Raw genomic sequence first — 12,381 nt, 5'->3', positions numbered from 1 at the left:
TTGGGTGAAAAAAATGACAAAATTAAACCGTGCAACGTACTCCGCTGCAATCAAATTAGAAACGGCTCAACTTGTAGTTGACCAAGGTTATACACAAGAAGAAGCAGCCAAAGCGATGGGTGTTGGTAAATCAACCGTAAGTAAATGGGTTGCTCAATTAAAGCAAGAACGTAATGGCCAGTCACCATTGGCTTCACCAATGACACCCGAACAAATTGAAATCCGTGAACTTAAAAAGCAAATCCAACGCATTGAATTAGAAAAGGATATATTAAAAAAGGCTACCGCTCTCTTGATGTCCGACTCCCTGAACAATTCTCGTTAATTGAGAAATTAAATCAACGAGAGCGTTACCCAATTAGTGTGCTATGTAGTGTATTTAATGTGCATCGTAGCAGCTATAAATACTGGGCTATACGGGATACGACACCGACACCAGAGCAAGTAAGGTTAGAGGCTGAAGTTAAAGCCATACATACAATGAGTGGGGGCTCAGCAGGTGCGAGGACAATCGCGGCAATCGCAACGAATAACGATTTTGAATTAAGCCGTTATCGTGCTGCTAAGCTAATGATTAAATTAAAGCTAGAAAGCTGCCAAGTACCTCAACATTCATATAAACGCGGCGGTAATGAACATCTTGAAATCCCAAACCTGCTTGATAGGCAGTTCGATGTTGTTGAACCGAATACCGTGTGGTGCGGTGATGTTACATATATTTGGATAGGCAATCGCTGGGCTTATTTAGCGGTCGTTATTGATTTATTTGCGCGTAAAGTTGTGGGTTGGGCAATGTCATTGTCGCCGGATTCTAACTTAACGCTAAAAGCGCTTGAGTTAGCCTACGAAAGCAGAGGCAGACCAAGTGGGTTGATGTTTCACTCAGACCAAGGAAGCCATTATACGAGCTTGAAGTACCGCCAACGTTTATGGCGCTATAAAATCACACAAAGCATGAGTCGACGCGGAAATTGTTGGGATAATGCGCCAATGGAGCGATTTTTTAGAAGCTTTAAAACAGAATGGATGCCAAAGGTTGGATATGGGAATTTTATAGACGCTAAATATAGTGTGAGTGATTATATCAACGGATATTACAACAACGTTAGACCGCATCATTATAATGCTGGTTTAGCGCCAAATGAATCTGAGATTAGATACAAAGACTCTAAAACTGTGGCCAAATTTTATTGACCACTACAATATGAACAATGAAAGGAGGCAAAACCCGATACATTTAATTCTTGATGAGGCGCATCGTTATATTAAGAAAGATTATAAATATGTATTTAAAGAAAACATTTTTGAGAAAATAGCACGAGAGGGGCGAAAATACTCCTTATACCTATTGGTTTCGTCACAAAGGCCATCAGAGTTATCTGAAACTGTTTTATCACAGTGCGCTAACTTCATTATTCATAGAATACAAAATGAAGTAGATATGCGCTACGTTTATGCCGTATTGCCATTTTTCTCTGAAGATTTTGTTAATAAAATAAAACAATCAGTACCTGGTGAAGCTTTAGTTTTTGGAAATTGTGTTTCAATGCCATTACATGTAAAAATTCATGAAGCTAAACCAGCACCAGATAGTGAAAACTGCAAAATATCAGAAGAGTGGTTTAAAACATCTGTAAAATAAATATAAAACGGACTTAAATAGTAAATATTGTATTCAGATACTTTACAATCCCTTATTAAGTTAACTTCCCTAATTTATAAGGGATATCAGTCACTCAAAATAGCGCGGATTGGAGCTAACTCCTAATGTCCGCAATGGTTGTACTAGTGACTGTTATATCTATCTCTGTATAGGGCACAAAGCGCCTTAGAAGTTATGAACACTCTGCGCTAAGGCTATATTAGCAACATATTATTTGCCTCTTAACGAGGCGTTAAATCTTTAGGGGAAGCTGTGAGAAAAATATCGAAAGCTCGATTCGAAGCTCTTAGTTACGCAAGAGTACCTCTGGTTAAAATCATGTCGGATGAGGTTGAATGGTATTCAAACGACAACAATGCTGTATTAGGCACTATTTTATTGGATAACATAGATAATGATCATGTAGCGATGGTGCTAGGGAGGGATGAAGCAGGCGTCTTTAGGTGTATAGATGCAAAAGTGAGCATTCCAACAATAACTGAAGCTAGAAAAGTCTTATTGGAAAACATTAATAAGCACTCTAAAGATGGGGCTGAAGAGTTCCCACAAGGTGTTATTACTAGGAAGAAGAACCTAATCTTCGACTATATTGAAAAAAAAGAACCTATGCCAGATGATTATAAGTTATTGACCAAATTGGACTTGTTTAGCCCAGCAAAGGAATTAATAGCTGAAATAGCTTACTCATTTGAAGATCCTGATGGGAATTATATTGAACAATTCCAAAGTACAGGTTTTAACGCTAGATTATGGGAGCTATATTTATATGCACTGTTTCATGAAATGGACTTCATGATTAATAGAGAGTTTAATGCACCTGATTATGTAATTGAAAAAGCAGGAAAGCGACTTTGTATTGAAGCCGTAACGGTAAACCCTAGTCAGCATTCTGTAGATGAAATAGAGCCATCTACTACAGAAGAAATGGACAGATTATTGTTGGATTATATGCCAATAAAATATGGCAGCCCATTGTATTCTAAGTTGAATAAAAAATATTGGGAAAAAGAGCACGTCACGGGACACCCCTTACTAATTGCTATTCATGATTTTCACCAAAAAGGCTCCATGATGTGGTCAAGGAAAGCACTTGAATCTTATTTGTTTGGTGCTAGAAGAACATATTCATTTACACCAGAGAGTGGCCTTTGTGAAAATGTAGAGATCATTGAAGAGCATCGTTGGAATGAAAAAGTTATACCATCAAATTTTTTCTCTCAACCAAACTCTGAAAATATCAGCGCAATAATACATTCAAATCAAGCAACGATTGGTAAGTTTTTAAGAATGGGATATTTGGCTGGATTTGGACGCCAGGATTTAGATATTAGGTTTGTCGGACAAGCAATATATGATAATAATCAAGTACATGTTGATTTTGAAAAAAATGTTACTCCTGAACAATACGAGGAGTTTTGGAAGGACTCTATAACTATTTATCATAACCCTAATGCATTGTGTCCACTCGACTATAATTTATTTCCTAATGTAGCCCATGTGTTTTTTTCTGAAGGTAAATTTAATTCTATAAAGCCACAATATTACCCAGTTAGAGGGCGTACATATTATCGAGCCAAAGAAATTTAACAAATTAGCCAGTGGCACATAATAAAAAAGGATAGGTTATCAATACAAAATCTAATCCATCAAGGTCAATTAACAGTAATAGCTAACGTCTTCTTTGTGGCATAAGTGATCGTACAGAGGCAACATATCACTGTCAGCAATGAGCTTGAAACAGTCATACAATGTAAAAAATACGACTGACCGCTTATCGCTCTAAGCCGACTAATGGATACATGCAATTTGCAAATACTCAATACTTTAAAGCCTTTGCTATATACCAAGCTGAAGGGTAACTCCAGCAGCACATTATTTTGTGATTATAGGGGCTTATTATTCTGTTTTTAAAACCATACCTTTCGATTGGGCAAATATCACTAGCGCAAATACTATTTCGGTTATCCCGCCAATAAAGGCGCCGATTACAAAAGTGGCATTTAATACAATACACAGCATGCCAGAAAACATAAGCGAAACACCTAAAATCCAGTACACTTTCATGCCATATAAAGTGTTGAAAACTAAATAGCGAACACCAATTATCATCAGCATTATTGAATAAAACCATTCAGCTTGAAGTTTTGCTACATAAAACGCTAAAAACAAACCAACAAATAAAATAATAGTGCTTTCTAAGGCCAATTTACCTAATGGGTTTTTAGGGTCATGATTGCCAGAGCGTTTAAGAGCTTTTGAAAGTAGCATGGCTAAAGGATGTATAAACATACCACCAAAAAACAAAGTAAGCATACTCGATTGATTTGAATGCAGTAATGCGACAAAGCCAGCTATACACCAAACCAAGCCAGACACTAATACACCGGTTCCACCACCGAAGTATGCGAGGTTCATATTTTGTTGCGCATCTTCAAACTTCATAAAAATCCTTAATTTTAGAAATATCCCTAATTTAATATTATCGCATCGTTATTAGTTACAAATCGTTACTCGAATACACACTTAAAATAGGGAATTTATAATCGGCAAACGATACAGTTACGGATTGTGTTTCGTTGCCTTTAAAACCGAGTTTAAATTCCATTGGCATGAATCGGCTGCCATCAGCAAAAAGCGCAAGTAAGTGCTCCTCGCCTAATTCGCGATTGCCCGACGATAAGTTAGTTAGCGTTATAACAGCCCAGCGTTCGCCCTCTTCATTGCTCATTAATACATAATTAACGATTTTAAAATCCCCTTTTTTAGGGGTTATGTTGTTATTGTTTGCAAACGATAAGTGCATACTATTTGGTACTGCACGGTCAACATTTAGCGCTTTTATAGAGTCGGCTTGGGTTGCCCACGAAAGCACCAATAAAATGATCACTAAGGCTTTATTCACTGTTAGTTCCTTTTTATTACCTAGTAAAATACCTAGTAAAATACCTAGTAAATTACGTAACAAATTACATAACAATAACTGTTTAAATTATATTCGCATTCCATACCTATTATGTAAACAAACAATCATCGCAATTTTACCCAGCGCTTTGGCTGCGCCACTACAGACTAAGCGCTCATTCAGTGTGCTTGCGCTACTTTAGGGTAATAACGAGTAATAAGAGTAAATAATTCAAAGCTAACTTAAAGTAAAAAGCGCGATTAAACAGGAGTATAAACGTATGGCAAGCACACATAAAAACTCAACAATGGATTTATCTGATCCCAGTAATAGCATTCAAGTAAGAGGGGCACGCGTTCACAACTTGAAAAATGTAGACGTTGATTTACCTCGTAACGCATTGGTTGTTTTTACAGGAATATCGGGCTCTGGAAAATCGTCGCTTGCGTTTGGAACGCTGTTTGCTGAGTCGCAGCACCGCTATCTTGATTCAGTATCGCCTTACGCCCGTAGGTTGATAGATCAAGTTGATGAGCCCGATGTTGATTCTATTGAAGGACTACCGCCTGCCGTTGCTTTGCAGCAGCAACGCGGCGCGCCCTCGGTTCGCTCATCCGTTGGCAGCATAACAACTATTTCTAACGCGCTACGTATGCTTTACTCACGCGCAGGTGAATACCCAAAAGACCAAGGTATACTTTATGCTGATGCATTTTCGCCGAATACGCCACAAGGTGCGTGCCCAGAATGCTCAGGAATAGGCCGAGTGTTTGAAGTAACCGAAAAGCTACTTGTGCCAGACGATACAAAAACTATTCGCCAGCGCGCCATTGAAGCGTGGCCACCAGCATGGCAAGGTAAAAACCTAAGCCGTATACTTACCTCGCTTGGTTATGACATAGACACACCTTGGAACAAACTTTCTAAAAAAGCACGGGATTGGATTTTATTTACCGACGAAACACCTACTGTGCCGGTATACCCAGATTACACCTATGAGCAAACACAGAATGCGATAAAAAATAACGAAGATCCAAGCTACATGGGAACTTTTTCAAGCGCTAAACGCTTTGTTTTACAGTCTTTTGCTACTACCCAAAGCCCGCGTACTAAAAAGCGCGTATCGCAGTTTATGCAAATATCGCAGTGCCCTACTTGCCAAGGTAAAAAATTAAAACAAGCATCGTTAAGTGTCAAATTTGCAGGGCTTGATATTGGCGAGCTATCTCAACTTACATTAAACGAGCTTGCTAAAAAACTAAGTAACGCCGCCAATACCAAAGTAAATAAAAATACAAAAAATCCAGAGCAAGCCATTGTTACGCAGCGCATTGCTAGCGATATTCTCACTCGTATTGAAGCACTAACCATGCTTGGTTTAGGGTACTTGTCGCTTGAGCGTACAACGCCAACGCTCTCACCCGGAGAACTACAACGATTGCGACTTGCTACACAAATTCGCTCTAAATTATTTGGGGTGGTTTACGTGCTAGATGAACCTTCAGCGGGTTTACACCCTGCAGACACACAAGCACTTTTAAAAGCGCTTGATGAGCTAATAGCGGCTGGCAATTCTGTATTTGTTGTTGAACACGACGTTAGCGTTGTTAAACATGCCGATTGGATTGTTGATGTAGGCCCTGATGCCGGTGTGCATGGTGGCAACGTTATTTACAGCGGCCCTGTTGAAGGGTTAAGAAAAATAAAAAATTCGCACACTGCCCGTTATCTTTTTGATAAAAATACCATTGAAGAGCGCCCTAAAAGCAGCGATCAAAAAAAGGGGCTAAGGCAGCCTAAAGCGTGGCTAAAGTTGGCTAATATTGAGCGTAATAATCTTAAAAAACTCAATGCAGAATTTCCATTGGGTGTTATGACAACCGTTACTGGGGTTTCGGGCTCTGGTAAATCAAGTTTAGTAAGCCAAGCGTTAGTAGAACTTGTTTACGAAGCACTTGGGCAAAAAGTAGTAACACAAGCGCCAACCGACGAAGCCGACTTACTCGAACAAGAGCTGCAAACACACACCAGCGGAAAAATCATTGAAGGTATAAATAATATAAGCCGCCTAATTACCGTAAATCAAAAAGCGATTGGCCGTACCCCTCGTTCAAACTTAGCTACCTACACGGGTTTGTTTGATCATGTGCGTAAACTATTTGCTTCAACACAAAAAGCAAAAGAGCGCCGTTACGATGCTGGTCGCTTTTCGTTTAATGTTGCTAAAGGTCGATGTAAAAACTGTGAAGGCGTTGGCTTTGTGAGTATAGAGCTACTGTTTTTACCTAGCGTTTATTCACCTTGCCAAGTATGTCATGGCAAACGTTATAACGAGCAAACACTTGAGGTTACATATCGTGATAAAAACATAAGCGGTATCCTTAATTTAACGGTTGAAGCGGCGCATACCTTTTTTGAAAATGAACCTGCAATACTGCGAGCACTCGATGCACTTATGCAAGTAGGTCTTGGGTATTTGCGTTTAGGGCAACCTGCAACTGAGCTTTCTGGCGGTGAAGCGCAGCGTATTAAATTAGCAACCGAGCTGCAACGTGCACAGCGCGGTAACACGCTTTATATTCTTGATGAGCCAACCACAGGGCTGCATCCATCGGATGTATCAATGCTAATGTCGCAGTTAAATAAATTAGTTGATGCTGGCAATACCGTTATTATGGTTGAACACGATATGCAAGTAGCCCGCAATAGTGACTGGGTAATTGATGTAGGCCCTGGTGCTGGTGAAGAAGGCGGCTTAATTGTAGCACAAGGTTCACCCGAAAAAGTGGCAAGCGTAAAGGCGAGTAAAACCGCACCATTTTTACTTAAATAGTTAATAGATGACGCTTTTAGTTGTATAAAAGCGTCATCTATATATGGTAGTTAACGCTGAAAATAACGGCTTGAGATAGATTAATTATCCAAAGTTCAGGTTTACTAATACATCCCTTTTTTATCTTGGTAACCAATCTGAAATAGCTTTACCTATTTCGTGCGGTGAATCCTCTTGGATGTAGTGAATACCGCTTACGGTTACCTCAGTTAGGTTTGGCCATGTGCGCACAAAATCTCTTGCGTAACCAACTAAAAAAGCACCCGGTTCAGCATTAATAAATAGCTTAGGAGTATCGTGAGAGTTAGCTAAATAGCTCGCATAGCTTTTAACTAAAGCCACGGTATCGGCAGGCTCTCCAGCAATGGGCAGTTGGCGAGGCCCTGCTAAAATTGCACGGCGATCTTCTCCTGAATTAATAAAGGGTCTGCGATACTCATCATGCTCTGCCTGCGTTAATTTGCGTGCAATGGTCGCTGGTAATATTGTTTCAATAAAAAAGTTGTCATCAAGCACCATTTTTTCACCTTCAGCTGAGCGCATAGTGCCAATAGGTCCGTGCAAATCTTTAGGAAAATCGTCCCATGTTGGAAAGTCAGTAACAATTGCTTCCATAAACGCAATTGCTTTTACAGCATCACGATGTGTATTAGCCCAGTTAAAACCAACGCCTGAACCCCAATCGTGCAGCACCAAGGTAACGTTATTATGTACACCCAACGCTTCTAAAAGTGCAAATGTGTATTTGCTGTTTTCAGCAAGTGAGTAGCTGCCCTCATGGGTGTTATCTAACTTTTGTGAATCTCCTAATCCAATCATATCGATAGCAATTAAACGCCCTTTTCCTTGCAAATAGGGCATAACGTTTCGCCAAAGGAAGCTAGATGTAGGGTTACCATGTAAAAACACAATAGGATCACCTTCGCCTTCATCTATGTAGGCCATCTTTTTATCTAATACAGTTTTAAACTTTTTTGTATAACGTAATGTTTCTGAATCATTTTTCATTTAATTATATCGCTCTATTTAACTGATGAGCTGGCGGTAAATCCTCGCTCATCTAATTTGTGTAATATTCGAAGTAGATTAACTAATTTCGAGTCAATATACGTGACTGAGTCATATAATAAATGAGGGCGCTTAATTTGTCACTATATTTATATGATCGAATCACATATAATTAAATTTATGAAAAATGAAAAATATATATCAAATTTAATCGGCACGTTTGCTACTTCTGTTTCTAATGACATTGAAAAGCAGATTGCCGAATTAGGCGGGCGAAGCTTGAGCCACGAAGCGGCACTGGTCACTATTTACAATCACCCAAATGAAACCATCGATGTACTAAGCAAGGTTTTAGGCTTAACGCATTCTGGTGCGGTTAGATTAATAAATACGCTTGAAAAAGAAGAACTTGTAGAAAGACGAAAGTCAGCAAAAGATGCTCGCTCTGTTGTTTTATACGTAACTGATAAAGGAAGCCAAAGGGTTGAACTAGTACTAAGCAGCCGAGAAACAGCCACCTCTAAAATACTAAACAACTTTAATGATGAACAAAAAAAAAGCTTTTTAAGTTTGATGGAAATAGCGCTTGGCAGCCTAACAAGCGAGCAGATAGAAGCACGTAAAATATGCAAATTATGTAACGAAGGTGTATGCCGTAAACAAGGCTGCCCGGTAGAAAACTCAATTAAGTAACTAATTACTTCATGCATCTGCCCACTATAAACGTATTAAATTATTTGCTTTAATACGTTAGCGCTCAAAGTGTTAGCTCTTTAAAAAGCGTTCTATTTTAGGTTTTACCGTAACCGACATTATCAGCATTATAGTTAAACCTATTGGTAATGCGGCTAATAACCCTTCAGCCCATCCAGTTACAAATACACGCATATCTGCATAGCCAATATTATTAGTAGCGGTAACAAACGCCATCACCGACTCCATTATCAGCGCCATAAAAACACTAATCAATAAATTACGTTTTAGCTCACTGCTATTAGGTAATAACTGGGCAACTAGCTTATGCATTAAGGTCATCATTACAAAACCAACAGGCGCCATAACCAATACTGCACTTATAAATGAGGTAAACCAGTCGGCATAAAAGTGCTCTGTAACACCCACATTCACATAAGTCATAATGCCAGTTAGAGTACCGCCGATTAGAGTGATAATACTTACCATAACCAGTATTTTATAAATTACAGGTGTTTTTTTAGGCTCAACCATTACTGGATTTACGGTTACAGGAGTACTCATTTAGGCATACCTTCGGTTTTAAATTAGATGACAAAGTCTACCATACCAAATTAATTGATACTGTCAACTAACTTCAAATTCCTAAACAATAGTTTTATTTTAAACATAAGGAGTAACTAGATACCAAAAAAGTAATTTTTCTATAGAAAAATAAGAATGGTAGGGTTTCTGCTAGCTAATGCTAGAAAAGTGTTTTAAGCGATAAAGTGAATACATTAATTGGTTTTAAACATGTAACTTACGAGGGTTTATAATTCATTAGATAGCAAAAAGTTGGCTATATTTTACTAAAGCCAACTGTTAAATTACGGAAATAATGTTTATAAATTATCAGCTTTAGGCTCTTGCCCTGATAATATTTGTTGTTTTCTCTGAGCTTCTGGTAAATCGTTAATGCAATAATTGATGTAATAAATAGTTAAGAAGAAAGTATAAATACCATTCATTCTAAGATCCACTTTATGCTCTGTTAATGCGTATTCTTGTAAAGCACTTTTTGCACGGAAAGACCAAATAATATATAAGACCCAAGAGGCAATAGTAAGTAAACCAGCAATAATATCTAAAGACTCCTCACCAGTACTCGTCAAAGCACCACCTAGCCCTACACACACAGCTAACCAAATCAGAAATGTATTGTCAGCTATCTTTTTTGAAGCTACTTTTTCTAGCTTTGGTGTATTTAAAAACATCCATACAATTGCATAAATACCTGCAGTAACAACTGTTAAAAGCACTAAATTCAAAGTTTTAGTGTTGATGCTGTCTTTTAATTCCGTGATTGATGACATTATGTCTCCTTATTTTATTTCGATTGAATTAGGACTAATGATAAATATTAGTCCTATAAAAATTTATTAGTCTGAATTATATTTTTTATCATTTTAAATATTAAAATTTAGTTTTTAGTATTTAACTCAATAATTTACTTATTTAAATTATCTAACTCTTTTTCAAGATCTTTCATTGCCTTTTGAGCTTTAAACTCTTCGTAAAGCGCTTCTCGTGAACTAGGATCTAAACGCTTACCAGATTGAGAAACTAGGTTATTAAACGTTTCCTGTGTATTGCTCATTACAACAAATGTACAAAGCTGCTTTACACCGTCTAATTTAGCAAATGCAACTTCTTGTGGAATAGCGCCCACAAGGCTTTGCTGCGCAACTTGCTTGCTTACTTGCTCAAACGTTCCACCAACATTTAGCGAATCATTACTTTGCGCTTTGCGTTGGTATAGCTTGTCCATAACGCTTGCTTTAACTTGTATTTGCTGTGATAAATCAGCGCGAGCTGCTGCAATAGCTTGTGCTCTGTCGGTAGACATACTGCCCGACCAAGGAACACATGACGACGACGCTAAACCTTTATCAGACACAGGCAATAACACCCAGCTTGGTACTGAATCGTTTTTTGCCAATGGCGCAGATTGTGTGTTTTCAGTGCTTGAACACGCACCTAAAGCTAAAGCGGCTATAACTGGTAATAATTTTTTCATTTTAAATTCCTTTCAATTGCTCTTGATAATAAGCGGTGCGTTTAACCACTTTTTGTAAATAATTACGGGTTTCTTGCGCAGGTAAATTGTTTACCATTAAGGTATAAACTTTGTCTGCAGACATTGAATTAGCAGCAATACTTGCCTGATTAAGTGATTTAGAGCCACTTAACGTTTTGGCTACGTTACCTGGGCCCGTATTATAAGCTGCAATGCTCATATAAATTCTTGATTGCTCGTTACGTACATTTTTAAAGTAACGATTACTTAAAATATGCACATAAGTACTACCTGCCTCTACGTTATTATCAGCCTGAAATAAGTACTCAGGACTAAGTAATAGCGGTTTACCTTGCAAAAATTTGCTCACATCTTTACCCGCTGAAGTAGGCACTATTTGCATTAAACCAAAAGCAGGAATTGGCGAACGTGCAAGCGGGTTAAAGCTTGATTCAGTGTGTATAATTGCCAATAATAATGCAGGATCTAAGTTATAACGTTTAGCTTGTTGCTGCACATCAGGTAAATAACGTTTGGCTTGATTGGAAAGTGTATTAGTAGGCAATTGGTAGCTAATTGTTACTCTGTCTTTTTGCTTAGTTATAACAGGCGCCTTAGCAGTGAGCACCTCCTCTATAATCTCTGTAGAGAGCACTGTTTGCTCGGCTATTTTTTTAGGTTGAATCGTTGTTGGTGACTTACTTTGCTCAATTTTTCTATTTAAAGGCTTACCCGTTGAGGTAAAACTTTTGCTGTTTATTGTGTTATTAGCCGCAATATAAACCGGATCATTTGCAAGTGTTTTATTTACCGTTACTTGCGAAAGCTCATTTAATTGATCTTTTGCATATTCAACAGCTTGTTCGTCGTTTTGGCTATTTAATAACTCAACTACGACTTCACCACTTTCAAAATTCACACTGGTGCGTTTATTTAAATCATCACTGTATTTTACCCACACTTTTGAACTTGGCAGGTTTGGGTCTTGCCACTTTTGGGTTACTTGTTTTAAATATGCACTTTGCGCATCATGCCAGGCACTTACAAACGCTTCAAATTCTTGCTTTTGCTGCTGCTCGTACTGGCTAAACTCACTTTGCCGCGCTTTTAAAAAAGCCTCAAATTCGGCTTCTTCACTTGTTTGAGCTACGCTATTTAAGCTCAGTGTTAAACAAGCTAACGCGCTAATTTTTAGTAGTATTTTAACTTTTGAGTGCATTTTT

12 protein-coding genes are annotated in these 12,381 nt (G+C 38.2%); 5 read left to right on the top strand and 7 right to left on the bottom strand.

Features of this window, described 5'->3' with window-relative positions; genetic code table 11:
• The first annotated feature begins 13 nt into the window (after nucleotides 1–13).
• The 3 genes from PARC_RS19090 (at nucleotide 14) to PARC_RS19080 (ending at nucleotide 3,250) form a co-directional block, all read left to right on the top strand.
• Nucleotides 14–1,194 (top strand): IS3 family transposase gene (locus PARC_RS19090; RefSeq protein WP_096058046.1). Its coding sequence is split into 2 segments (ribosomal slippage): nucleotides 14–272 and nucleotides 272–1,194, totalling 1,182 coding nucleotides; the frame shifts between segments, so codons are not numbered across the junction.
• Between the two features lie 10 nt (nucleotides 1,195–1,204).
• A complete protein-coding gene (locus PARC_RS19085) occupies nucleotides 1,205–1,642 on the top strand; it encodes an ATP-binding protein (RefSeq protein ID WP_238142579.1) in 438 nt (145 codons plus the stop codon).
• Nucleotides 1,643–1,915: 273 nt separating this feature from the next.
• The gene (locus PARC_RS19080) at nucleotides 1,916–3,250 is read left to right on the top strand and encodes a hypothetical protein (RefSeq protein WP_010553666.1); all 1,335 of its coding nucleotides are present in this window, start codon (nucleotides 1,916–1,918) and stop codon (nucleotides 3,248–3,250) included.
• A 309-nt stretch (nucleotides 3,251–3,559) separates the two neighbouring features.
• Here PARC_RS19080 and PARC_RS19075 read toward each other — a convergent pair whose 3' ends face one another.
• Complete coding sequence (locus PARC_RS19075) at nucleotides 3,560–4,105, bottom strand: DUF7010 family protein (protein WP_007581807.1); 546 nt, start codon at nucleotides 4,103–4,105, stop codon at nucleotides 3,560–3,562.
• A 55-nt stretch (nucleotides 4,106–4,160) separates the two neighbouring features.
• Nucleotides 4,161–4,565 (bottom strand): hypothetical protein, encoded by a 405-nt coding sequence (locus PARC_RS19070; protein ID WP_010553665.1) that lies wholly within the window; start codon nucleotides 4,563–4,565, stop codon nucleotides 4,161–4,163.
• Nucleotides 4,566–4,845: 280 nt separating this feature from the next.
• Between PARC_RS19070 and uvrA the strand changes: the two genes are divergently transcribed.
• Nucleotides 4,846–7,398 carry an excinuclease ABC subunit UvrA gene (gene uvrA, locus PARC_RS19065; RefSeq protein WP_010553664.1) on the top strand — a complete coding sequence of 851 codons (2,553 nt, stop codon included), beginning with the start codon at nucleotides 4,846–4,848 and terminating at the stop codon, nucleotides 7,396–7,398.
• 120 nt (nucleotides 7,399–7,518) lie between these two features.
• Here uvrA and PARC_RS19060 read toward each other — a convergent pair whose 3' ends face one another.
• Nucleotides 7,519–8,406: a haloalkane dehalogenase gene (locus tag PARC_RS19060; RefSeq protein WP_010553663.1), complete on the bottom strand. Its 888-nt coding sequence runs from the start codon at nucleotides 8,404–8,406 to the stop codon at nucleotides 7,519–7,521.
• Nucleotides 8,407–8,586: 180 nt separating this feature from the next.
• On the opposite strand from PARC_RS19060, the gene PARC_RS19055 reads away from it, so the two are divergent.
• Complete coding sequence (locus tag PARC_RS19055) at nucleotides 8,587–9,099, top strand: MarR family winged helix-turn-helix transcriptional regulator (protein ID WP_010553662.1); 513 nt, start codon at nucleotides 8,587–8,589, stop codon at nucleotides 9,097–9,099.
• A 72-nt stretch (nucleotides 9,100–9,171) separates the two neighbouring features.
• On the opposite strand, the gene PARC_RS19050 is transcribed toward PARC_RS19055, so the two are convergent.
• The 4 genes from PARC_RS19050 to PARC_RS19035 all read right to left on the bottom strand — a co-directional run bounded on the left by PARC_RS19050 (nucleotide 9,172) and on the right by PARC_RS19035 (nucleotide 12,377).
• A complete protein-coding gene (locus PARC_RS19050) occupies nucleotides 9,172–9,663 on the bottom strand; it encodes a DUF2798 domain-containing protein (RefSeq protein WP_010553661.1) in 492 nt (163 codons plus the stop codon).
• A 320-nt stretch (nucleotides 9,664–9,983) separates the two neighbouring features.
• A complete protein-coding gene (locus PARC_RS19045) occupies nucleotides 9,984–10,454 on the bottom strand; it encodes a DUF4234 domain-containing protein (protein ID WP_010553660.1) in 471 nt (156 codons plus the stop codon).
• Between the two features lie 134 nt (nucleotides 10,455–10,588).
• The gene (locus tag PARC_RS19040) at nucleotides 10,589–11,158 is read right to left on the bottom strand and encodes a hypothetical protein (protein WP_010553659.1); all 570 of its coding nucleotides are present in this window, start codon (nucleotides 11,156–11,158) and stop codon (nucleotides 10,589–10,591) included.
• A gap of 1 nt (nucleotide 11,159) precedes the next feature.
• On the bottom strand, nucleotides 11,160–12,377 hold the full coding sequence (locus PARC_RS19035; protein ID WP_010553658.1) for a murein transglycosylase domain-containing protein: 1,218 nt from the start codon (nucleotides 12,375–12,377) through the stop codon (nucleotides 11,160–11,162).
• Nucleotides 12,378–12,381 lie beyond the last annotated feature (4 nt).

Source organism: Pseudoalteromonas arctica A 37-1-2, from assembly GCF_000238395.3.
GTDB lineage: Bacteria > Pseudomonadota > Gammaproteobacteria > Enterobacterales > Alteromonadaceae > Pseudoalteromonas > Pseudoalteromonas arctica.
This window is presented reverse-complemented; position numbering and strand designations above follow the sequence as displayed.